General features: G+C 46.3%; 22 protein-coding genes. 17 read left to right on the top strand and 5 right to left on the bottom strand.

Annotated elements, in window-relative coordinates; translation table 11 throughout:
- Positions 1-34 precede the first annotated feature (34 nt).
- Positions 35-3,796, bottom strand: a complete 3,762-nt coding sequence (porU, locus tag F8C67_RS06470) for a type IX secretion system sortase PorU (protein ID WP_170266384.1) — start codon at positions 3,794-3,796, stop codon at positions 35-37.
- Positions 3,797-4,073: 277 nt separating this feature from the next.
- On the opposite strand from porU, the gene F8C67_RS06465 reads away from it, so the two are divergent.
- The 3 genes from F8C67_RS06465 (at position 4,074) to F8C67_RS06455 (ending at position 8,014) form a co-directional block, all read left to right on the top strand.
- A complete protein-coding gene (locus F8C67_RS06465) occupies positions 4,074-5,054 on the top strand; it encodes a PorP/SprF family type IX secretion system membrane protein (RefSeq protein WP_151667000.1) in 981 nt (326 codons plus the stop codon).
- Positions 5,055-5,096: 42 nt separating this feature from the next.
- The gene (locus F8C67_RS06460; protein WP_223277526.1) at positions 5,097-6,668 is read left to right on the top strand and encodes an SUMF1/EgtB/PvdO family nonheme iron enzyme; all 1,572 of its coding nucleotides are present in this window, start codon (positions 5,097-5,099) and stop codon (positions 6,666-6,668) included.
- A gap of 71 nt (positions 6,669-6,739) precedes the next feature.
- A complete protein-coding gene (locus tag F8C67_RS06455; protein WP_151666998.1) occupies positions 6,740-8,014 on the top strand; it encodes a UDP-N-acetylmuramoyl-tripeptide--D-alanyl-D-alanine ligase in 1,275 nt (424 codons plus the stop codon).
- Here the strand turns inward: F8C67_RS06455 and F8C67_RS06450 are convergent.
- Positions 8,011-8,736: an autotransporter domain-containing protein gene (locus F8C67_RS06450; protein WP_151666997.1), complete on the bottom strand. Its 726-nt coding sequence runs from the start codon at positions 8,734-8,736 to the stop codon at positions 8,011-8,013. The genes F8C67_RS06455 and F8C67_RS06450 overlap by 4 nt on opposite strands.
- A gap of 3 nt (positions 8,737-8,739) precedes the next feature.
- Positions 8,740-11,340: an alanine--tRNA ligase gene (gene alaS, locus F8C67_RS06445; protein ID WP_151666996.1), complete on the bottom strand. Its 2,601-nt coding sequence runs from the start codon at positions 11,338-11,340 to the stop codon at positions 8,740-8,742.
- A 122-nt stretch (positions 11,341-11,462) separates the two neighbouring features.
- Here alaS and F8C67_RS06440 point away from each other — a divergent pair, with 122 nt between their 5' ends.
- Positions 11,463-12,437 (top strand): M23 family metallopeptidase, encoded by a 975-nt coding sequence (locus F8C67_RS06440; protein ID WP_151666995.1) that lies wholly within the window; start codon positions 11,463-11,465, stop codon positions 12,435-12,437.
- On the opposite strand, the gene F8C67_RS06435 is transcribed toward F8C67_RS06440, so the two are convergent.
- Positions 12,438-13,268, bottom strand: a complete 831-nt coding sequence (locus F8C67_RS06435) for a M23 family metallopeptidase (RefSeq protein WP_151666994.1) — start codon at positions 13,266-13,268, stop codon at positions 12,438-12,440.
- A 127-nt stretch (positions 13,269-13,395) separates the two neighbouring features.
- Here F8C67_RS06435 and F8C67_RS06430 point away from each other — a divergent pair, with 127 nt between their 5' ends.
- Positions 13,396-15,054: an ArnT family glycosyltransferase gene (locus F8C67_RS06430; RefSeq protein WP_151666993.1), complete on the top strand. Its 1,659-nt coding sequence runs from the start codon at positions 13,396-13,398 to the stop codon at positions 15,052-15,054.
- Here the strand turns inward: F8C67_RS06430 and F8C67_RS06425 are convergent.
- Positions 15,021-15,782, bottom strand: a complete 762-nt coding sequence (locus tag F8C67_RS06425; RefSeq protein ID WP_151666992.1) for a glycosyltransferase family 2 protein — start codon at positions 15,780-15,782, stop codon at positions 15,021-15,023. The two genes, F8C67_RS06430 and F8C67_RS06425, sit on opposite strands and share 34 nt — an antisense overlap.
- A gap of 142 nt (positions 15,783-15,924) precedes the next feature.
- On the opposite strand from F8C67_RS06425, the gene F8C67_RS06420 reads away from it, so the two are divergent.
- The 12 genes from F8C67_RS06420 to F8C67_RS06365 all read left to right on the top strand — a co-directional run bounded on the left by F8C67_RS06420 (position 15,925) and on the right by F8C67_RS06365 (position 23,831).
- Positions 15,925-16,260: a MerR family transcriptional regulator gene (locus F8C67_RS06420; RefSeq protein ID WP_151666991.1), complete on the top strand. Its 336-nt coding sequence runs from the start codon at positions 15,925-15,927 to the stop codon at positions 16,258-16,260.
- Between the two features lies 1 nt (position 16,261).
- The gene (locus F8C67_RS06415; protein WP_151666990.1) at positions 16,262-16,870 is read left to right on the top strand and encodes a LemA family protein; all 609 of its coding nucleotides are present in this window, start codon (positions 16,262-16,264) and stop codon (positions 16,868-16,870) included.
- Positions 16,870-17,313 (top strand): TPM domain-containing protein, encoded by a 444-nt coding sequence (locus F8C67_RS06410; protein ID WP_151666989.1) that lies wholly within the window; start codon positions 16,870-16,872, stop codon positions 17,311-17,313. The genes F8C67_RS06415 and F8C67_RS06410 overlap by 1 nt, the downstream gene beginning before the upstream one ends.
- The gene (locus tag F8C67_RS06405) at positions 17,310-18,056 is read left to right on the top strand and encodes a TPM domain-containing protein (protein WP_151666988.1); all 747 of its coding nucleotides are present in this window, start codon (positions 17,310-17,312) and stop codon (positions 18,054-18,056) included. The genes F8C67_RS06410 and F8C67_RS06405 overlap by 4 nt, the downstream gene beginning before the upstream one ends.
- 11 nt (positions 18,057-18,067) lie before the next feature.
- Positions 18,068-18,352, top strand: coding sequence for a GNAT family N-acetyltransferase (locus tag F8C67_RS06400; protein WP_223277525.1), 285 nt, complete (start codon positions 18,068-18,070; stop codon positions 18,350-18,352).
- Between the two features lie 56 nt (positions 18,353-18,408).
- Positions 18,409-18,831 (top strand): hypothetical protein, encoded by a 423-nt coding sequence (locus F8C67_RS06395; protein WP_170266383.1) that lies wholly within the window; start codon positions 18,409-18,411, stop codon positions 18,829-18,831.
- 143 nt (positions 18,832-18,974) lie between these two features.
- Positions 18,975-19,505, top strand: coding sequence for a hypothetical protein (locus F8C67_RS06390; protein WP_151666986.1), 531 nt, complete (start codon positions 18,975-18,977; stop codon positions 19,503-19,505).
- Positions 19,506-19,617: 112 nt separating this feature from the next.
- Entirely contained in the window at positions 19,618-20,031 is a 414-nt protein-coding gene (locus tag F8C67_RS06385) for a 6-pyruvoyl trahydropterin synthase family protein (RefSeq protein WP_151666985.1), read from the top strand.
- Positions 20,032-20,069: 38 nt separating this feature from the next.
- The gene (fabD, locus tag F8C67_RS06380) at positions 20,070-20,945 is read left to right on the top strand and encodes an ACP S-malonyltransferase (RefSeq protein ID WP_151666984.1); all 876 of its coding nucleotides are present in this window, start codon (positions 20,070-20,072) and stop codon (positions 20,943-20,945) included.
- Positions 20,942-21,988 (top strand): diphosphomevalonate/mevalonate 3,5-bisphosphate decarboxylase family protein, encoded by a 1,047-nt coding sequence (locus F8C67_RS06375; RefSeq protein WP_151666983.1) that lies wholly within the window; start codon positions 20,942-20,944, stop codon positions 21,986-21,988. The genes fabD and F8C67_RS06375 overlap by 4 nt, the downstream gene beginning before the upstream one ends.
- Positions 21,985-22,923 carry a mevalonate kinase family protein gene (locus F8C67_RS06370; protein ID WP_151666982.1) on the top strand — a complete coding sequence of 313 codons (939 nt, stop codon included), beginning with the start codon at positions 21,985-21,987 and terminating at the stop codon, positions 22,921-22,923. Before F8C67_RS06375 ends, F8C67_RS06370 begins: the two co-directional genes overlap by 4 nt.
- A 5-nt stretch (positions 22,924-22,928) precedes the next feature.
- Positions 22,929-23,831 carry a geranylgeranylglycerol-phosphate geranylgeranyltransferase gene (locus F8C67_RS06365; protein WP_223277528.1) on the top strand — a complete coding sequence of 301 codons (903 nt, stop codon included), beginning with the start codon at positions 22,929-22,931 and terminating at the stop codon, positions 23,829-23,831.
- The last annotated feature ends 25 nt before the right edge of the window (positions 23,832-23,856 follow it).

Raw genomic sequence — 23,856 nt, 5'->3', positions numbered from 1 at the left:
AGGATACAAATATAGGTCGTTAGATTGGAAGCTATCATTTCAAGTAAACAAGTCGTTCACTCATTTCACTTTGACTTCCGTCTGCCTTCGAACGAACAACCAACCTGAAAACGTATAAGCCGGTTGAAACTTTTGTTCCATTCATTCCGGTTCCGTCCCACGTCATATTCAAAGTTCTTGTCCCAGTAGGCGAAAGTTCTTGTGATTGATGATTCACGATGCCTCCGGTCAAATCTACAATGAAGAGTTCAACTTCCAAGTCTTCATCCGGTCTATTATGCTCAAAACTAAATCTTGTGAAGTCAGAGAACGGATTCGGATAATTGAAAAGATCCTCAATCACGAGGTTCGCTCTATCAGCAACCACGAAGTTAACTCGTGCCTCACTTACGTTATTCATTACGTCCCAAACACGAACATCCAAGGTGTGCGGGCCATTCTCCAATTCATAGAAAGGATATTCAATCCGACCAGATTTATAAGTATCCAAGTCTCCTTCGTAATAACTGTTCAATCTGAATGAGTTTGCTGGATCATCATCTAGCACACCAATCACATCGTGTCCGAGTCCATTGCCAACCACATTAATTCCAGATTCATCATATAGAAGTGCGAGTCCGATTGGATTCTCGTCGGTCAAACCTCCGTTCACAAAATTGGTGTCATTCATGAAGAGAAGAATCTCAGGACCGTCGATATCGGTAAATCCTGGCTCTCCCAAACCTCCAACATAGAAGGTCTTATTCGCGCCTTTAGCATCGGTAACACCATTTTCCGCATACAGCGAAATCTTTCCTTGACCGTACGTGTAGTTGATATCGCGCGGAACCACAAAAGTGATTCTCCAATAGCCGTTCTCCACGGTTGCTCTACCTCTAAAGATCACATTCTCTTGTTGAGAGAAACTGACTTTACTGCCTACGCCGTCATTTCGCTTCGTTTCCTGATCAACGGCCTTATCGAATACGGTTACTACTACCTCGCCGTTGAAATTGGCAAACAATCCACCGCCATCGCGATCAACATGTCCTTTGAGAGTAACCGTCTCTCTGGCGCGAATGGTGTCGACCAGTGCCGTTTCTATTCCATTGATGCTGTCGAGTACAACTTCATGAACCGGGATATTGAGGCGAAGTGCTGGGTCTCCGATAAGACTGAATCGAACACGGTCTGCGTCCGTCACCTCGTTCTTAGACCTGCGAACTATGTCACCCAACGTTGGGTATTCTCCGTTTTCCCGTTCGAACATCGTATTGAAAACGGCATCGTTCAAATCGATGGCGCCTTGAACGAACACAACACGAGTTGTACTAATCAATCCAATAGCGCCCCCATCTGGATTCAAGAAAACTTGTTCTCCTGCAGAGGTGCGGAAAGGATCATCGAATCTTGTAAACTCACATGTAATCGTGATGAAGAGCGGTAAGTCCGTTCCATTCGACCATCTACCAATATCTTGAAGCTGAAGCAATCGCTCGGAAGCCCAGCCCACCTCACCACCGTGCCCAGTGTATGCGGTCACAAGGTTTCCTCGCTCCACGGCACGGAATAATGACTCTCTCGCATCTGGATACGCTTGACTGCCAGAGGTACTGACCTGCGAGTAGCTGTCAGAATAAATCTTCTCGATATTAAATGTAGGGTGAACCGTATCTAGCATTTGAGATATGGCTTCTGGTTCTCTGGTAAGTACTGTTTCCCAACTTTCGTCTACATCATCGGTCACAAAGCACAGTCGATTTCTCCACTCCCCGAATGAATTCTCTGCTACGGCATAGTTGATAATTTTGTCAACTACGGCTCTAGCTTCGACTGATGTTTTTACTGGAAGTCGCCCTGTATTCAAATCCACTTTCTCCAGGCTGACGTTCACCCCTTCATTGTCATCCAGACAAGAATAGTAGTCGTCGGTCATGAACGAAGTATACAGTGAGTTAGAGTTCACGGATTCGAAAATCGGAACGAAGTTCTGCATGTTCGGCACCCTGTTGAGATAATCGTAGGAGGCGTCTCCAAATAACAGGAGGTACTCGAGCGGATTCTGATTCCGCTTGTACAGCATTCGTGCGAAGTCTCGTATCGCCGTCACATCCTGAGCACCACCTGAGAATTCGTTGTAGATGACTTCTGGTGTAATGACTTCAACTTTGAGATTGTCGTTTGTCGCATGAAAATCTGCCAACCTTTGGGCTTCCGATAAAAAGTTCGGGTGACTAACGATGAGCATATCAACGTCTGTCAAACCGTGTAGATTCTGGTTGTCTACCCTCGAATAGTTCGAAAGTGAAATGGCATCCGACTTATCGTATACCATGTAGGTACGCAGGCTATCTGCATATGCCGACCATGTACCTGCGGCAGATCTTTGAGGAGCGAATGGACGTGTCGGTTCCGTAACATCCCACACCCAGACATCCGACTGTGGAACGGTATAAGAGACAACGTCGCCAGACGAAATCACGCTTAAATCTCTTGCGATAAATCCGCCATTTGAATATTGCCAAGATCTTCGAGCTTGCGCGGAAATGTAATCCAAGTATCCAACAGAAGAAGGCGCTGAACCGCGACTATATCTGATGGTGAGATTCATGTCGTTCGCAGTACTTGTGAAGGTCGTGTTGCTGGATTGGGAAGCGTACAAAAACGTCCCATTAGAAGCGTTCATCACGGTTGAAATGCGTGCCACTCCGCTCTCCTCTACTTCAAATCGAGTAACTGCAGCAGGTGATGATGCAGCTGACTTGAATCGAACACGTACGGGCTCCGAAGTAATTCTATTTGGGAATTTGAAGTTGAACGTATGTGTCAGCTGGAAGTCGAATACTTCTCCGAACCATTCCCTACCCGTACCTACAATATTTCTGGTATCCTCCTCGTGAAATTTGAGTTCATCGAACCCTTGAGAAGTCAGTGTTGCTGCTCCGCCTGTCCAAGGTTGAATGGCCACTCGCAATCCTGATCTAGTTGGGTTATGGGTGAAGAAGACAAAACTCCTTCTCGCATAAACGTTTCTCAAATGTGTGAGTTGTCCTGGATTGTTGGCATTTTGACGAATCTCGTCTGGACCCTGAGCATAAAAGTAAACTTGATCTCCTGACTCGAGTGTCCCGTCTCCACCATCTTCAATGTGAATCGCGATTTGGCGAAGGTCATCGTATCTACCTGCTGCAATGGCTTCGGGAAGCGTACCTCCAGCATTGTGAAACGCGAGAAGTGATGAGGATGATGCTCCGCTGCTCAATATACCAGCGGATATGAGATCCTCGACCTGGACCACATGCAGGCCGGATTGACTGACAGGCATTTTAATCCACGTGCCAGTAGCAAGTTCAGAGGTAGTTGCCCAAGAACTTGATTTGAAAGACTGATTGTTGAGTATAACCGGCATAAAATCAAAGCTTACGAGCTTTTCGAGTTTGCCAGACTCAGGGTTTCGTCGGAGTGGGGTCAGCCTATAGGTGATGAATTCTGATGCTCCATCAGAAGTATAGGCCTGATCAAATAATAGGGTCTCTGAAATAAATCCAGCTTGAGAACCTAGTGCAGAAATCTCTTGTGGAGACAATTCTTTGAACTCTGGTGCAAAAAGTTCTAGTGAGGCATTTCCGGAAACTGGAAGTGTGTATTCGTTGGCGATTTGGGGCAGCCCAACCTCGTTATATGTGGCGCCCTGGAAGGTGAGAGCGGACACTTGTTCTCCTTCTGCACGGCGCTCAATCTCCCATTCTAACTGGAATTCTTGAGCAAAAGCAGAAAATGACAAACAAGCCCCTAAGACTAGTGAGAGTAATTTCATGGGGTCAGTCAATTTTGCCATTTGAGAACGGTTCCGTTTCATGTTTCGTATGCAAGTATATACCTATTACGCGTCAAATTGTTGCAATGGTGCAAAAGCAATTCGTAATTTTAAGATATTGCGGCTCCAAAGTAACATTCTGTAAGGACGATATACGCACTAAATCCTTTCAGCGTTGCTTATATAGCACAAAGGCACATTTCTGTCCGAATATCCCGACACTGGCGATGTGCTGTTAAAATTGTTGTATAATTGTGTTTCGAAAACTCGCGGCTCAATGAACCGGAAAACGGCTCGAATATTACTACTTATGCTCCTGACAGGCTTTATGGCCTCTGCTCAGGACCCGCACTTTAGCCAGTTCTATGCGAACAGGCTATACCTCAACCCTGCGTTTGCGGGTGTTGACAAGTGCCCTAAGCTCACTCTCAATTATCGGAACCAGTATCCGACACTTGGTGTTTACGAAACATTTTCTGCTTCGTACGACCAATATGTGTCTGCTCTACATGGCGGTTTAGGCGTCCTCGTTATGCGAGACGAAGCTGCTAATGGTGCGCTTAACTTGACAGAAGCAAGCTTAATTTACTCGTATCACTTGAACATCAGTCGCAAGTTTACCTTGTTAACTGGTTTCCAAGCAACGTTCCGTCAGCGTGGACTTGATTTCAATGCGTTGACATTCCCGGATCAAATCGACCCTTTCTACGGGTTTGTTCGTCCGACTAACGAAATCCCACCAGATCAGCCAACCAATCAGCACGTTGACATCAGCGTAGGATTGCTCGGATATGGTGAGAACTACTACTTCGGAGTTTCTGGTCACCACTTGACAGAACCAAACGAAGCATTCTTCACAGAAAGTAAATTGCCATTTAAGTTGACCGTTCACGGTGGGGCTTCTATCCCTGTTGGACGCAAGCGATTGGCAAATAGCACACAGAGCTACCTAATTCCAAACGTCGTGTATCAGCGTCAGGGTAATGTGGGTCAGCTTACACTTGGTCTTTCATTCAACCGTGGATTTATCACCGGTGGTTTGGCTTACCGCAACAGTGAAACCAACCCAGATGCAATTGTTGCAATCGTGGGTATTACACCACCGAACTGGCCATTCCAGTTTGGGTATAGCTACGACTTCACTATCTCTAATTTTGGTGGAGGCGGTAACGGTGCACACGAAATCTCACTTTCGTACCGTTTCAAGTGTATCACAAGAACAAGAAGGGCACAAGAACTCAAGTGTCCTACCTTCTAAAATCTAGCAGAGAAACATCACACGCATATGAAATTGGGAACAATGAAATCGTATTTGTCACTAGGGGTCGCTGGCCTCTTTTTGGCTTCGTGCGGAAACGAATCTTCCAATACGACCGGAATGGCGTATAACGACCGTGAAAGCGGTGGTTTCCAAGTTAATCTCGACTATGAAGGTCAGCAAACCGGTCCTGGTTTGGTCTTCATCGAAGGGGGTAACTTCGTGATGGGACAAGTTGAAGAAGACTTTATCAAAGACTGGAACAACGTACCACGTCGTGTTACCGTTTCTTCATTCTACATGGATGAGAACGAGGTAACTAACGTAGACTACCGCGAATACCTTTACTGGTTAGACCGCGTATACAAGTACGATTACCCAGAAGTATACGAGGCAGCCTTGCCTGACACTCTAGTATGGCGTCACGAGATGTCGTACAACGAGGTATACGTAGAAAACTACCTTCGTCACCCAGCATACAACTTCTACCCAGTTGTTGGAGTTAGCTGGATTCAAGCTTCACGCTACTGCGCTTGGCGTACGGATCGCGTAAACGAGCAAATCCTTATTGACGAAGGAATCTTGAACCCAAGTAACGATCAGACATCTACTGACCACTTCAGCACTGAAGTATACTTGTACAGTTCAGAGCCTTATACCCTACAGGACAACAAAGGTCTCGAAGATCTTCGTCCTAATAGCCCTAATGGTCCTGAAGGTCGACGCGTGAGAATCGAGGACGGAATCCTTCTTCCTAAATACCGCCTACCCACAGAAGCGGAATGGGAATTTGCCGCTTACGGTAACATCGGTGCTCGTGTATACGACCGCTCAACAGACCAGAACAAATACACTTGGAACGGATCTTCACTCCGTAACGGTAGCAAAGACGAGCGTGGCGACATGCTTGCAAACTACAAACGTGGTGATGGCGATAATATGGGTGGACCAGGTTGGTTGAACGACCAAGCCGACATCACCATGCAGGTACGTTTCTACCCACCAAACGATTACGGTCTTTATGATATGGCCGGTAACGTTTCAGAATGGGTGATGGATGTTTACCGTCCACTTTCTACAATGGACGTTGAAGATCACCGTGCATTCCGTGGTAACGAATTCCAAGCATTCGACGAAGAAGACGATGGCTTCCTCGCTAAAAACTACGAACCGCAGTACGAGCGTACCGAGGATGGTGACAGCGTTCTCGTTGGTCTACCAGGTGAGCTTCCAAAGCGCGACGTTACAGTTGAAGAAAACCTCGATCGTCGTAACTATCAATACAGCGATTACCGCGACTACGTTGACGGTGACATCCAATCTTCTATCTACTACGAAAGTGACGAGCTAGAAGAAGGTCAAGCTGCTATGTACGACTATGCACAGACTACTATGATTGGCAACACTACCCGTGTATACAAGGGTGGTAGCTGGAAGGACCGTGCTTACTGGTTGAGCCCAGGCACTCGTCGTTTCCTCGAAGAAGATCAGGCAACTGACTTCCTAGGTTTCCGTTGTGCAATGGACCGCGTTGGCTTCCAGAACCTCGAAGAGGATCGCGAAAAGCGTCACGAGGCTCCTGCTCGCCACGACTTCCGTCGCTATCGCATGTAAGTCATGATAACATTCAAAAAAGGTCGTCTACGGACGGCCTTTTTTTGTGCCCAATATTTTATTTTGGCTCAATGAACATCGAACAACTCTACTCCACTTATCTCAAGGCCTCTGGTGTGAATACGGATACGAGATCCGTGAGTTCAGGTGAAGTATTCTTCGCGCTGAAAGGCCCTTCGTTCAATGGAAACAAGTTTGCAGCTCAAGCACTCGAAGCGGGTGCCATAGCCGTGGTTGTAGATGAAGAGGTAGAACTTCCCGAAGGTTCCACTTCCTTCAAAGTCAAAGATGTTCTCACCACGCTTCAAGAGTTGGCCAAACATCATAGAAATCAGCTTTCAGGTAAGGTTATTGGCCTTACCGGCAGTAACGGCAAAACCACGGCCAAAGAACTCTTCAAATCAGTCCTTAGCCAGAAGTATGATGTAAAGGCTACAGTCGGCAACCTCAACAACCATATTGGAGTTCCATTGACTATTCTGCGTACTCCCTTAGACACTGAGTATCTCATTGTGGAAATGGGTGCAAACCATCAAGGGGAAATCGCTCTACTCTCCTCCATATCGCAACCTGACATTGGATACATCACCAATTTTGGCAAAGCTCATTTGGAGGGATTTGGAGGTATTGAAGGTGTAATAAAGGGGAAAAGTGAGCTCTACAAGTTCCTCAGATCAAACAAGCGAGTAGCGTTGGTTAATCACAACGACACAAAGCAAATGGAAAAGTCGGAGGGCATTGAGCGAATCACTTACGGTTCGATAGATAGCACCTATCCCATGTCTTTTACCGACATCAACTTTCCGGCAAGCGTTGTTCTTGAAGAAGTAGTAATTCAATCACAGCTAACGGGCAGTTTCCACGCTGTGAATATTGGCGCTGCCGTGGCACTAGGTCTTCACCTCGGGCTTTCATCGGAAGAAATTGTGACGGGCGTTCAGGCGTACAAGCCGACGAATAACAGATCTGAATGGCGCAAAACCGATTCAAATCGAATCATGCTTGACGCGTACAATGCAAACCCGAGTAGCATGTCTGCTTCCATTATCTCCTTCATCGAAGAAGCTAAATCGCCAAAGGTTTTGATTTTAGGAGATATGTTCGAATTAGGCGAAGATGCTGAAAAGGAACATCAGGCCATTGTGGACCAATGCGCTAAAGAGTCTGTCAGAGTAATTCTTGTCGGAGAGCATTTTGCGCAGTCGCACACACCTGAATCATTCGAAGTGCACAAGACAACAACGGGATGTCTTAGAGCACTACAAGATGCTCCCATCAAACACTCTACTATCCTTTTGAAGGGGTCGAGAGGAATGCAGCTAGAATCTCTTCTGGCAGTTCTTTAAGGCTGGTAACGGATACCTAGCGACAGCCCAGTTCCGTACGGAGTTTCTGCCGGACGGTCAGTTTTGTCGATAATAGGCGTTGTGAAATAGCGGAATTGTGCGCTTCCAGTAATGGCCCATTGATCCGTGAAGTAAAACGCTCCACCCACTTGAATGGCTACCGACCAGTTTGACGACCTCGCTTCCTCCGTAAGGTCTTCATTGATTTCCGTGCCTTGGAATGTCGTGTTCTCGGTATAAGACACAAGTGAATTGTAGGCAATCGGGATCCAAATCTCAAGATCCCAGGCATCGTTCATAGGAGTCGTGAATCCTACTCGAATGGGGAACGTGTTGTACAATGTGGAGGTATTCAATCCTACGCGTGCGGTATCCCCATTATTCTCGTATAGGTAGTCGTCGAGACGGAAATTGAGCTGAGTTCTACCTGCACCAATACCGAGCCTCAAGCTTGAATTGATATTGAAGTTAACATAACCACCCCAATTGTATCCAAAGCCACCAGTGGCAGGATAATCTTCTCTAGTAAGTCCGTTATTCGCACCTGAAGTGTTAAACGAGAACAGTCTTCGCTGGGTGAATAGTGGATCGAAATTAACCCCAAAGCTCACGAAGTGATTTTCTACGTCACTGTCGGTATAATAAATAGGTTTATCCTTGGGTTGCGCAAACGCCGTAAATGAAAGGGCGAGAGCGAAAAGTGTAAGCGTCCAATTCTTCATAAATCAAAGATAGTCTTTGGCGGCTTCAAAAGCACGTTCTATACCAGCGGGGTCTTTTCCACCTGCCGTAGCAAAGAATGGAGCACCTCCACCGCCACCCTTCACGTGGGCAGCAATTTCCTTAACGATTTTGCCTGCGTTTAAGTCTTTCTCTTTTCCGAGCGCGTCTGAAATCAACAAATGCAGCTGAACCTTGCCGCCATTCTCAGTGGCCAGAAGCATGAACAGGTCATTGTGCTTTTGTCGAAGCTCGAATGCCATATCCTTAATCGCCCCTGCATCTAGGGCTACCTTTTCTGCCACGAACTTCACGCCATTAACGTCGATAGACTTGTCAAGCAGCTCCCCTTTCAGGTTTCCTGCTTTGTCTTTCAACAGTTGCTCAACTTCCTTCTTCAGTTCGGCATTTTCTTTCTTCAAAGCTTGAACCGCACTCACCGGATCAGAAGCCTTGAGTTCCTGTTGAATCTCGTGAAGTCGGTCGAGCTGTTCGCGCATCCATTCGTCTGCAGCCTCGGCTGTGAGGGCCTCAACACGACGAACTCCAGATGCTACGGCACCTTCGGAAACTATCTTGAAATGTCCAATCGCACCTGTAGAAGGCACGTGAGTACCGCCACAGAGTTCAATACTAGAGCCGAACTTAATAGCTCGAACTGTATCTCCGTATTTTTCTCCGAAGAGAGCCATAGCTCCCATCTCTTTGGCATCTTCCATTCCGATATGACGGAACTCTTCAAGTGGAAGATTCTTTCGAATGCGGGCATTAACCAAATCTTCTACTTCTCGAATCTCTGCCTCCGTTACTTTCTGGAAATGCGAGAAGTCAAAGCGAAGATGCTTCTCATTCACCAAGCTACCCTTCTGTTCTACGTGTGTACCTAAAACCTCGCGAAGTGCCTCGTGTAACAAGTGTGTAGCAGAGTGGTTGTTTGCCGTTAATCTTCTTCGATCTTCTTCAACTTCAGCTTTAAATGCGGCTTCAATTTGTTCTGGAAGATTATCCATATAATGAAGAATCATTCCGGTTTCCTTCTTGGTGTCCCAGATTCTAAGCTCCTCACTATCAGACCTCAAAACACCTTTGTCCCCTACTTGTCCACCACCTTCAGGATAGAATGGAGTGTGGTCAAACACCACTTGATAGAAGGTTTTCTTAGGTGTTTTTACTTCTCGATACTTAGCGATATGCACTGTACTCTGGAGGCTATCATAGCCGATAAACTCCTCGCGAGCGTCTTTTCTAATTTCCACCCAATCGTCCGTGCTCATTTTGGTAGCGGCACGTGAACGATTCTTTTGCACGGTCATTTCCGCATCAAACCCGGCTTGGTCCAAGTCCAAACCTCTTTCGCGAAGTATAAGCGAGGTAAGGTCTACCGGAAAGCCGAATGTATCGTACAACTCAAAAGCCTTGACGCCGTCGATTGTCGTACTGCTCGTCTGCTCAATGATGTCATCTAGTCGCTTCAAGCCTTGCTCTAGTGTTCTCAAGAAAGAGGTTTCTTCCTCTTGAATCACATTTTCGACAAGACCTTGCTGACTGATAATTTCTGGGAAGGCATCGCCCATTTCACTTGCCAAAACCGCAATCAGCTCGTGCATAAACGGCTGCTTGAGGTCTAGTACAGAATATGCGTAGCGCGTAGCTCTGCGAAGGATGCGGCGGATGACATAGCCGGCACCGTTATTCGAAGGCAATTGGCCATCTGCGATAGCAAAGGCAATCGCACGAATATGGTCGGCAATGACTCGCATTGCAACAAGTGTCTTCTCGCTATCCGTCTTTTTCTTCCCGGAAAGTCGTTCAATTTGAGAGATGATTGGCGTGAAAACGTCGGTATCGTAGTTTGAGCGAACGCCTTGAATAATCATGCACAGGCGTTCGAAGCCCATACCTGTATCGACATGCTGAGCTGGCAGGCGCTCCAACGAACCATCTGCCTTACGGTTGAACTCCATGAACACGAGGTTCCAGATCTCAACCACTTCGGGATGGTCCATATTCACGAGCGACTTACCGTCTACTTTTTCTCTTTCCTCCTGTGGACGAAGGTCAAAATGAATTTCTGACGATGGGCCACATGGACCTTGATCCCCCATCTCCCAGAAGTTATCCTTCTTGTTTCCGTTTAGGATTCTGTCTTCAGAAACCCACTTTAGCCAATAGTTCTTGGCATCGTCGTCTGAGGACAAATTCTCTGATTCATCTCCCTCAAAAACGGTCACATAGATTCGGTCAGAATCTAACTTGAATACATCTACTAGAAGTTCCCAAGCCCAGGCAATAGCATCTTCCTTGAAATAATCTCCGAAGCTCCAGTTGCCCAACATCTCGAACATAGTGTGGTGGTAGGTATCATGTCCAACCTCTTCAAGGTCGTTGTGCTTACCCGATACTCTCAAACACTTTTGCGTATCTGTCACTCTGGCGGCTTTCGGTTCTGCATTTCCGAGGAAAGCATCTTTAAACTGATTCATCCCTGCATTGGTAAAAAGCAAGGTTGGATCGTTCTTCACCACAATAGGTGCAGAAGGGACTACTTCGTGATTTTTCGACTTGAAGAAGTCGAGATATGCCTGACGTATTTCTTTAGCTGTCAATGTACCGTAATTCAGTCGGTTGAAAACTATCTGGCCCTCTCGGTGGAAAAATGAATAACTTTGACATTCAGATGCCAGCCGATAAGGCGTATAATGCAGCAAAAATAGGAAAAGGATAGCCCATGGCGAAGGTGAAATACTATTACGACCCAAGAACACTTTCATATCGCAAGATTGAGCGTACTTGGAATGACAGAATTCGCAGCACTGGTGCGTTTCTGCTCTCGGCAATAGTCCTTGCTGGAATCTTGTTTTTTGTTTCAGATAATCTGTTCGATTCTCCAAAAGAGCGCCGCCTCAAACGAGAACTGGCTGCCATGGAGCTCGAATTGAACCTCATGGAAAACAGGTTGGAAGACCTCAACAGCGTTGTTACCGAGCTTGAAGATCGAGACAACAATATCTGGAGGGTAGTTTTTGAAGCAGAACCTATTCCCAACGAAGTTCGTCACTCTGGATTCGGAGGTGCCAACCGATATGAACACCTAGAGGGCTTGACTTATACAGACCTTCTCAAGCAAAACGCCATGACACTCGACGAGTTGACCAAGCGCGTAGTTGTTCAAAGCAGGTCATTCGACGAGGTAATCGCTTTGGCTAAAAACAGAGAAGAACTCCTTTCCGCTATCCCGGCCATTCAACCTGTTTCTAATACTGATTTGAAGCGAATTGCATCGGGATTCGGATATCGAATCCACCCGATCTACAAAGTGAGGAAGCTTCACGCCGGGCTTGATTTCTCTGCGGAAATTGGCACACCTATTTACGCGACTGGAGACGGCACCGTAACCGTGGCACGAACTCGCAATGGTTCGGGGTATGGCAGGTACGTGCAAATCAATCACGGCTTTGGATACGAAACACTGTACGGACACATGAGCCGAGTTTCGGTTCGTAGAGGCCAGAAAGTGAAGCGTGGTGATGTGATTGGGTACGTTGGAAACTCGGGAAGATCAACCGCTCCACACTTGCACTATGAAGTGATACGGAACGGTTCAAAGATCAATCCGATTAACTTCTTCTACAACGATCTTACTCCAGAAGAGTACGATCGCCTCATCGAAATCAGTTCGCAGAGTAACCAGTCATTCGACTAATTACCTCACCCGAAGATTCTGACCAATTCTGATGATATCTGTTGAACGGATTCCGTTCAATCTGCAGATAGAATTTACGCTTGTGTGATACCTGCGAGCAATGGCAGAAAGTGTTTCACCGGAGCGAACTCGGTGATACTTGCGCTCGCGCATTTCCTTCTTGTACTTGAAAACATCGCTGTGAATATCCATGTCTTCGTTCACGAGTTCGCCAGTTTCGAAGTTGATGATATCCGTTGGATTGATGGCATTCCCTAAATAGCGAATCTCGAAATGTAAATGAGGCCCAGTTGAACGTCCAGTTGAACCACCAAGTCCAATTGGGGTCCCGGCTTTGACATAATCATTTGTATCTACGAGGAACTTGCTCAAGTGCGCATAGTAAGTTTCAGCACCGTTGTAGTGTCGAACAACTACTAGATTTCCATAGCCGCCGTAATTGTAACGTGCGTAGCGAATCTTTCCATCGAAAGCTGCATAAACTGTATCTCCTCGATTCAATTTGAGATCTACCCCGTAGTGGTAGCGATATCGCCTCCAGCCAAACTGGCTTCTTAGCTCCCCGCCTACTGGCATATGGAATTCAGGGTGGCGACGGTTAACCCAATTCAAATGGATGGTATCTGTGGAAAGTGAAAGATCGATGGAATCTACATGACACTCATTGTGATCCCAAGCCCATGTAAAGGCTTTGAACTCAACGAAGTCTGGGTTTAGGTAAGGAACAATAGCTCCTTCTGAAACTGAAGGCGTAATCTCAGCCAATCTCCTCGGCTGTGCAAAAGCCAAAACTGAAGCGGCGGATGCAATTACTAATAGAAAGTGTTTCAAGACGTTGTGAGATTATTTCGATGCAAATATCGGATTTTCTCTATTCGCTCAACTTCGGTGTTAGCCAAGTAAAAGTTAATTTCGCACTGCCTAGAAGAATACACTTTTGGAGACAACAAATCGAAATATGAAGCGAATCGACAAGTCACCCCTCTTTTGGTTCATCCTTGGGGTGGTATTCTTCGTTCCTTTCTTGGGCGGTGTACACCTCTTTGATTGGGATGAAAACAACTTCGCCGAAATAGCACGGGAGATGGTCGCCACGGGCGATTGGCTCAAGATGCAAATCAATTATGAGGTGTTTACGGAGAAGCCACCTCTCTTCTTTTGGCTTCAAGCAGCCTCCATGGAGATCTTTGGCGTTAATGAATTCGCTGCGCGATTCCCAAATGCACTTCTAGGCACCTTGGTTTTGCCGTATCTGTATCGCCTCGGGCGCTTTTTGGTCGATAAGCGATTCGGATTGTTCTGGGCTTTGAGTTGGTTCGGAAGCATCTTGCCCTTCCTCTACTTTAAAAGTGGAATCATTGATCCGTTTTTCAATTTCTTCATCTTCAACGGAATACTGTTCCTCATTTTATCTTCCTGGAAGGATGGGCAAATGGATTTCGAAATTCGTTGGTCGAGATTGAAGCTTCTACTTGTCGGCGGCGCCTTCATCGGTCTTGGAATTCTGACGAAAGGTCCGGTAGCCTACCTCATCGTATTCTTGACGTATGCCGTATACGCGCTTATTCACAAGTTCGTGATACCTGTAAAGTTTGTCAACTTCGTGAAGTTCTCGTTGTCGGCGCTTGGCGTATTCTTATTGTGGTTTGCGGTCGATTTAATTGCTCGCGGTCCCGAGTTCATCATTGAATTTACAATTAGACAGTGGGAGCTCTTGACGACTGGAGATGCTGGACACAGTGGATTCTTTGGGTACCACTTTGTCGTGTTGCTCTTCGGATGTTTCCCAGCGAGCATCTTTGCATTGTCGAGCCTCAAGAAAAGAGCAGACATTCCAGCCCATCTCGCTAATTTCCAACTTTGGATGATTGTCCTTTTCTGGGTTGTACTCATTCTTTTCAGTCTGGTAGGCACGAAGATTATCCACTACAGCTCCATGGCCTACTATCCGATTACCTTCTTATCGGCGCTCACCCTTTGGCGATTAGTAGAAAAGAAAGAAATCACCAGAGGGTTGAACATTGGGGTCGTAGTCATTGGGGTCTTGGTATTGCTCATCTCGATTGCTCTGCCTTATGCCGGCATGCACCCGGACCTCATCCTTCCTTTGATGGAAGCTGATCCATTTGCAACCGCCAATATGGAGGCTGAAACTTGGTGGTCGACAATTGACTATGTGCCTGCCATTTGGATTGCACTGGCACTTTCGACTTATTTGTTTTTGGCAAAGAAAAAAGGGCTCATCGCCGTCAGAGCGCTTTTCTATGGCACTGGCGTTTGGGTACTCCTCGCACTTGTGTTTTTTGTCGCCAAAATTGAGCGGATTAGCCAGTACGCGAATGTTGAATTCTTTGAAGAGAGGGCGGGAGAAGAGGTCTACGTTACGACGTACGGATATAAATCCTACGTGCCATGGTTCTACAATAGACCAGAACCGTATCAGAACGATTCGGCCACTAGTAGAAGGTGGCTATTCCATGGAGAAATCGATAAGCCCGTGTTGATCTCTGTAAAAATCAACAAAGAGCAAGAATTCAGAGAAAAGTATCCGGAGGCTGTATTCTTGTACAGCAAAAATGGATTCTACTTTTTCGAGCGACCGGCGTTAAGCAAGTAAGCTGGCTTGATGAGGCCCCATTTTGCAAGGCGGTACTGCAAGCTCACCTTTAACACACCCAATCCGTAAATGGAGCTGCGTTTGAGGTTGATTGAGCTCGCTTCAGCGAAGTACTTGGTTGGACAAGTAATCTCTGCGATTTCAAAACCTTTGTAGAAAATCTGCGCCAGCATTTGATTGTCGAACACAAAATCATCTGAGTTTGTATTGAAATCTACAGCTTGTAGAACTTCGCGTGAGAACGCGCGGTAACCGGTGTGGTATTCTGATAGCTTTTGTCCCATCAAAATATTCTGGAACAGAGTAAGGATGCGGTTTGCAACGTACTTATACCATGGCATTCCGCCTTTGAGTGCACCTTTTCCGAGGATGCGTGAGCCGAGGACAACCGGATAAACATCGTTGGCGATTAGGTGACTCATACTTTGGATGAGCTGAGGCGTGTACTGATAGTCTGGGTGAAGCATCACGACGATATCGGCACCAATCTCGACGGCCTTATTGTAGCAAGACTTTTGGTTTCCCCCGTATCCTTTGTTCTGCTCGTGAGAGATGATATGCTTGATTCCCAATCGCTTACCCACCTCAACGGTGTCGTCGGAACTCTTATCGTCTACGAGAACAACATCGTCTACAATATCAAATGGAATCTCATTGTACGTTCGCTCGAGCGTCTTAGCCGCGTTATACGCTGGCAATACGATGACTACCTTTTTGTCCTTAATCATGCCGCAAAAGTAATTCAACCAATTAATTCATACATGTATTGGGGCGATGGAATATGCCAACTAAAGACAACTTGGCAGATTTCTGCGTGTGAAAAAAAGGCTGCATCTTTGATGTACCGTGGACAAACGCTATTTTTAGAGGATGCATTTTAAACTTCCAGAGCTCACAAAGCGATACTATTCGATAGGTGAGGTAGCCGACATTTTTGATGTGAACACCTCACTTTTGAGGTATTGGGAGAAGGAGTTCCCCAAGCTACATCCCAAGAAAAACAACAAGGGAAACCGTGCTTATACACCCAAGGATATTGAGCAGATTCACTTGGTGTTCCACTTGGTAAAGGAAAGGGGCTTCACCATAGAGGGAGCGCGAAAGAAGCTCCGTGAGAATGCTGACGATGTGGCACAGGAAGCGGAAGTGGTAAACCGTTTGATGTCTATCAGAGAACGATTAATGAAACTAAAACGCGAATTATAAAATGGCGAAGAAACTTCTCATAGGTATTGTAGTATTTGTTGCCCTTCTCGGGATCATCGGTGTGTTCATGTTTGGTGGGCGCTACAACAAGATGGTAGAAATGGAAGAGGGTGTAAACACAGCTTGGTCGCAAGTTGAAACCCAATACCAACGTCGATATGACCTCATCGACAACCTATTATACATAGCTGAGCAGTCGGGTGAACTCGAAAAAGAGATCTTGACGGGTGTGATTGAGGCTCGCGCAAAGGCCACTTCTATAGAGATTGATGCAAACAACCTCACAGAGGCGAACATGGCTCAATTCCAAGAGGCACAGTCACAACTTTCTGGATCATTATCTAGATTGATGCTTACGATGGAGCGCTATCCAAACGTTCAGGCTGTTGCAGGCTATCGCGATGTGATGAACTCACTGGAGGGAACGGAGAACCGAATTGCTGTCGCACGAACTCGTTACAATGAGGACGTTGGCGCATACAACACTTACCTCAGAGGATTCCTAAACCGCATTGTTTCAAACTTCTATGGATTTGAGCCAAAGGCAAGATTTGAAGCGGAGCAAGGTTCGGAACAAGGACTCAGATTGAGAGATAACGCTCAGCAATAATGAGTGATCAACACTTCTTTTTCACTCCGGAGCAAGAGAGTGAAATCACGAATGCTATCGGGAAAGCTGAGAAAGCTACCTCGGGAGAAATTCGAGTACGTGTAGAGCATAAATCAAACGGCGACGCTTACAAGCGCGCCGTTTATGCTTTTGAGAAGTTGGGAATGACTAAAACCGAGCTTCGCAATGGCATCTTGTTCTACCTTTCTACAGACGACCATCAATTCGCATTGATTGGAGACAAAGGAATCCACGAAAAGGTTGGACAGAGCTTTTGGGACAGCATTCGAGATGCAGTTATTTCGAAGTTCAAAGAAGGCGACTTTTCGGGTGGAATGGTAGATGGAATCTTGAAATGCGGAGACGCCCTTGCGGAGCATTTCCCTTATCAAGAAGATGATGTGAATGAATTGTCGGACGACATATCAAAAGGGAAACTATGAGGAAAGTAATCCATGTTCTTTTACTCGTAGTCCTTTCCCTAAGCACATTTGCGCAGACCTATCCGCCTAAGCCGAATGACAGCGAAGGCAAGGTTATCGACAATTACAATGTGCTGTCCAGTTCTGAGGAAAATCAACTTGAGGTTTTCTTGGAGAAATATAGGGATACGACATCTACGGAAATCGTCATTTATATTGTAGATAGAGTTCCAGGAGATATCGCCTTTTACGCCGCGGAGTTGGCAGACAGATGGGAGATTGGCCAGAGTGGATTCGACAATGGCTGCTTGATGCTGATTGCCATGGATGATCGTGAAATCACCATCCAAAATGGATATGGTCTTGAGGGTTCATTGACCGATATCATGACGGGGCGCATTATTGACGAAATCATTACGCCCAACTTCAAGGATCAGCAGTACTATGTTGGCATTCGCGACGGCGTTCTTGCCATTACACAGGTCTTGAATGGCCAGTTTGAAGGAACACCACGAGCTAGATCCAGACGTACACGTCCGGGCGGCTTAATTGTTATTCTGGTAATTGTCATTCTCGTCTTCTTATTCCGACGCGGTGGCGGTGGCGGTTCATATGGCGGCAGACGCGGTATGGGCGGTGGCTACTGGATCGGAGGAATGGGTGGCTTCGGCGGAGGCGGTGGCTTTGGCGGAGGTGGCGGCTTTGGCGGCGGCTTCGGCGGAGGTGGTGGTTTCGGTGGAGGCGGCGCCTCGGGAAGTTGGTAAAAGCAAAAGATATGGCTGAAATAAAAGAAGAGCACCACGAAAAGGGAGGTCGATGGTACGTTGAAGAAGATGGGAAAACCATCGCTGAAATGACGTATATCAACTCTGGAGCCACGCGATTCATTATTGACCACACGGAGGTTGATGAATCATTACGCGGACAAGGTGTTGGTTACAAGATGGTTGGAAAAGCTGTAGAACGTGCTCGAGAACACAAGCTCAAGATTCTACCGCTTTGTCCGTTTGCAAAGAGTGTCTTTGATAAAAAGACAGAATATGCTGACGTCCTCTTTTGAGAATTGTAACGTGGAAAATCCCATATTTGTGGGACTATCACTTATTTAAGTAGATTATGAAAATGCAATCACGACTTCTGATCCTAGCCTTACCCCTCCTCTTTTTGATGGCTTCGTGTTCACCGTTCAAACAAGTGAACTCTTCCAAGAGCATGGTTGAAGGCAATCGTATTCAATATCAAATGGTTATTGAAAAGGATGCGAAGGACTACCTGGAGATAATCGATGTTAAATTGATGAACACAGAAACAGGTGCGAGTGAGAGTGCCACGTTTAAAATTGTGGATACGGATGGTTCTACCACCCTACTCAATCTCAAAGGATATCCGAAGTTCTTCATTTTGGCTACAACAACGGATGCTGAGTTGAACCCAGATCAGGCCATTGTAGTTTACAAGGATGATCCAGAAGGAGACGAAAAAAGTAAAAAGATCAAGCCGCTTCTTGCAGCGATGGAGGAAGAGGCTTCAGCTGAATAATAGATATTCGCACAAGCTAAAAACGCGCGATGGGCAACTGCTTATCGCGCGTTTTTCATTTTAAACAACCTCTGAAATTATAAAGGGACATCTTTTGGCATGCCGTTTGTTTTTGAGGGAGCAAAACAAAACAACCTATCAAAATGAAAAAGCTAATTACTCTCGCAGCCTGCACCATAATCAGCTTATCGGGCCTTGCCCAAACCAATGAAACCAAGTCACAAATCCGCGTATTTGGCGGAGGCCTCGCACCAATTGAATGGGGAAACGATTATACCTACTTCGGTGGTGGAGTAGGTATTTCCGCCCCTCTTAGTCAGCGTTGGGTACTCAATGGCGATATGGCTTGGTATAGTCGTGACATTCCTTCTGGAGCAGGGTATGTTGACAGAGACGTATTAGATTTCCGCGGAAGTATCGATTTCTACTTCTCTCGGGCTTTTAAGGGGCTATTTGTAGGAGCGAATTTCGGATACGTTGGAATCAACTCGAGCGTAGAAGAAGGCGGAAACCCGATAGCGGGACCTACTGGATACGTTCCTTTTGGATTTCAGCTGGGATTAAACACGGCCCTCTCCTCAAAACTTGACTTCAACATTAAAGCCGCTTGGGGATCACAGCCAGGTGGAGCTGGGGCATACACCTACAATATGGGTCTCGGTTATAAACTCTAGTCTCTCCTCATTCAGGGAGTTCGGGAAAACCCACGAGTCTATCAGCTAGATAGTTCGTGGGTTTTTCGCATTTAGAATGTGTATCTTTGCAGCGTCAAAACAGGCGATTCGCATGATTTACATTCAGAGGCGTGAGCGCTTTAGCGCGGCCCATCAGTTGTACAACCCGAATTGGTCGGAAGAGCAAAATGAAGCTGTCTTCGGGAAATGTGCCAATCAGAATTTTCACGGACACAATTTTGAAATGATTGTGACCGTAAAGGGCGAGGTGAACCCAGACACGGGTTTTGTAATGAACCTCGTTGATCTCAAGAACATCATTCAAGGCAAGGTTACCGATAAGCTTGACCACAAGAACCTCAATCTAGATGTAGATTTTCTTCGTGGGAAAATGACTTCTACCGAAAATATTGCCATTGAAGCGTGGAAAATTCTACAACCCGAAATTGCCAAGCATGGGGTTGAACTTCATTGTATCCGACTTGTTGAAACTGAAAACAACTCCGTAGAGTACTACGGCGAGTAAGCTATTCTTACCTTACATCGATAAATCCACCACTGATTATGAAAGCATACGTTTTCCCTGGACAGGGTTCTCAATTCACCGGAATGGGAAAAGACCTTTACGACGCATCGTCGGAGGCACGTTCACTTTTTGAAGCAGCCAACCACATTGTTGGTTTCGATATCACCAAAACAATGTTTGAAGGAGATGCTGAGGCGTTGAAGCAAACCAACGTAACACAGCCGGCTATCTTCATTCATTCGACTATTGCTGCCCGCATGATGGGGAAAGATTTTCAGCCAGACATGGTTGCAGGTCACTCTCTTGGCGAATTTTCTGCCCTTGTCGCAGCAGAGGCACTGTCTTTTACAGACGGTCTAAAACTTGTTGCAAAGCGCGCAAATGCGATGCAAAGAGCCTGTGAAGCTACGCCTTCTACCATGGCCGCTATCCTCGGTCTAGAAGACAATGTTGTTGAAGAAATTTGCGATAAGATTGACGGTATCGTGGTACCGGCAAACTACAACAGTCCTGGTCAGCTTGTAATCTCGGGTGACATTCCTGCCGTAGAGCAAGCATGCGTTTTCGCGAAGGAAGCAGGAGCCAAGCGCGCCTTAATGCTTCCTGTTGGCGGTGCATTCCACAGCCCGCTTATGGAAATGGCACGTGAAGAACTAGCCGCGGCCATTGAAGAAACTGACTTCAACACGCCGATCGCTCCGATCTATCAAAATACTGTAGCCCATGCGGTTCGCAACCCTGGGGACATCAAATTGAACCTCATTCATCAGCTTACAGCTCCAGTAAAATGGACGCAATCAGTGCGCAAGATGGCTGAAGATGGTGCTACCCATTTCACCGAAGTTGGTCCAGGAAGAGTTCTTCAAGGATTGGTGAAAAAGATTGCTCCTCAGGTAGAGACTGCTGGAGTATGAGTTTAAAGAATAAGGTTTCTTGGCAAAGCCCCTCCAACATTGCCCTCGTTAAATATTGGGGCAAAAAAGCAGGACAAATTCCAGCGAACGCGTCCATTAGCTTTACGTTGGACAATTGCCATACTCGAACTACTGTGGAGTGGGAACCAATCGAAGCCGATGGCGCTCCCTTCCATTTCGAAATTTTCGTGGATGATGAGCCTTCGCCAGAATTTCGACCGAAAATTGAAACCTTTTTCCAAAGAACGGCAGATCTACTTCCGTTTCTCCCCAGCACCAAAATGATCATTCGTACGTCGAACAGTTTCCCTCATTCAAGCGGAATAGCGAGTTCGGCAAGCGGACTGAGTGCCTTGGCACTTTGCATGGGTGACATTGCTTTGCAACACGGCGCACTCGACGAAAACAATTTCAACAGATTCTGCTCTATCCTTTCCCGATTAGGCAGTGGCTCCGCCAGCAGATCGGTTTATGGTGGTCTAGTTGTATGGGGCCAACATGCAGAAGTTCCGGGCAGTAGCGACAGTTTTGCTGTGGAGTACCCTCACCATGTGGAACACGTTTTCACTACGTATCGCGACACGGTACTATTGGTTGAGGTCGGTCAAAAATCCGTCTCAAGCACGAAAGGTCATGGTCTAATGGTAGGCCATGAATATGCCGAGGCAAGGTTCGAGCAAGCAAAGGCTAACATGAGCGAAATTCAGAAGCACCTCCAAACGGGTGACTTGAATGGCTTTGGCGAGTTAGTTGAAGCAGAAGCCTTATCGTTACATGCAATGATGATGACGAGCAGACCTGGGTATATGCTCTTCAGACCGAATACCATTGCCATTTTAGAGAAGATTAGAAACTACCGAGAAACGGAAAAGGTTCCGGTACACTTCACTTTAGACGCAGGCGCAAACGTACACCTGCTCTACCCTGCCCACGTAGAACAAAAAGTCCATACCTTTGTTGAGCAAGAACTAAAACAGTTCTGCAAGGATGGTCGTTATATTCACGACCGTGTTGGAAGCGGACCGAAACGTTTAGACGAATGAGTAAAGGCCCATTGTTCTACGCCAAGATTCTCCTCTTTGGAGAGTACGGCATCATCAAAGATGCCATGGGGCTTTCTATCCCCTACAACTACTACAAAGGCGCGTTTCAGCTTCCAGAAGAGCAAGACGAACGCACACGTAAGTCGAACGAATCCTTAGCCAAGTTTCACAATCACTTATTGAGTCTTCAACAAGAAGGCAAATTGAAAGCCAAGCTTGATTTAGCGGCATTCAAAAGTGATATTGATGCTGGCTGGTTCTTTGACTCTAGCATTCCGCAAGGCTTTGGCGTTGGTTCGAGCGGCGCCCTTGTTGCTGCGATTTATGACAGATATGCGATTGACAAGGTTGATCCTCAAACAGATATCAACCGCGAAAGTCTCATTGCACTCAAGGCACAATTTGCCCAGATGGAAAGCTTCTTCCATGGGAAGAGTTCGGGAATTGACCCTACCATTTGCTACTTGAATCTTCCGCTTCTCATTCAAGGGAAAGACGATTTAGGTACTGTAGATATTCCTGCTGAAAAAGCCGGACAAGGTGCCATCTTCTTGATCAACTCTGGTCAGCCTGGAGAAACCCAACCAATGGTAAACATCTTCATGGACAAGCTTAAGGAAGAGGGCTTCCGCAAGCTCATGAAGGAGCAGTTTAAAAAATACAATGACGCCTGTATTCAAGCCTTCTTGAAAGGTGATATGTCGCCATTGTTCTCAAACCTCAAGCACTTGAGCCACCTGTTGCTCGAGAACTTCTCTCCGATGATTCCTGCCAAGTTTCACGATTTGTGGAAACAGGGTATTGACTCTAATGCCTATTACTTGAAGCTCTGTGGTTCAGGTGGCGGAGGCTACTTACTCGGTTTCACCCGTGACTACGAAGAGGCATTGCCATTGTTAGAAGAGCACAATCCAGAGGTTATCTATCGATTTTGAAAACGGTGGTCGGAAAGAAACGCTATTCGACCACTCTTAAGGGAATTGCACTTCTCTCGGTTGTACGTTGGTACAACATTCTATTGATGATTATCGCGCAGTATTTGGCGAGCATCTTCATCATGAACGACCCTCGCGAATATCTGCATACCCTTTGGGATTGGCGCTTGCACTTGATTGTACTTGCATCTGGACTTGTTGTGGCCAGCGGATTCATCATCAACAGTTATTATGACATGGAGAAGGATTTGGTAAACCGGCCAAATCAAACGCTTTTCGAACGCATCTTGAAGAAGAGTGAGATACTTCAGTTGTACCTTTTCTTCAACTTTGTAGCCAGTGCAATTGGATTGCTGATATCCTTAAGAGCATTCGCCTTTTTTGCCGTTTATGCTGCTGGATTGTGGCTCTACTCGCACAAGTTCAAGAAGATCACATTGCTCGGTAATGTAGCGGCTGCAGCCTTATCTATTCTACCTTTCTTCGCAGTATTCTTTTACTATGGATTACAACGTATTGATGTCGTACTGTACGTTTGTTTCCTCGTCTTCGTAGAAGTTATCCGCAACCTCACAAAGGACGTAGAAGCTTTAAAAGGCGACATGATTTACGGTTATCAGACGCTTCCTGCCGTTTGGGGGGTGAACAAGACCACTCAACTAATCTACGGCCTCATTGGCTTATCGGCCATGCCTGCGGCGATGTTCGCACTCTCTAACATCGGATGGGTTCGGTTTGTCCCTTTAGCGCTAACGGGAATAATGGGCTTAACGGCCTTCATCTTAAAGCCTTCTGATGAAGAAAATCCGGTTGGCTACACGCGTTTCAATTATGCGATAAAGACAGTTATCGTACTAAGCATTTTGGCCATTCCTCTGTTTGGTCAGGCCCGATCCTTTTTAGGCTAGAGCAGACATTGTACCTTCGAATTTC

The organism is Phaeocystidibacter luteus, from assembly GCF_008933115.1.
Classification (GTDB): domain Bacteria; phylum Bacteroidota; class Bacteroidia; order Flavobacteriales; family Schleiferiaceae; genus Phaeocystidibacter; species Phaeocystidibacter luteus.
The sequence above is the reverse complement of the archived record's forward strand: the minus strand, read 5'-3'. Positions and strand labels throughout refer to the sequence as shown.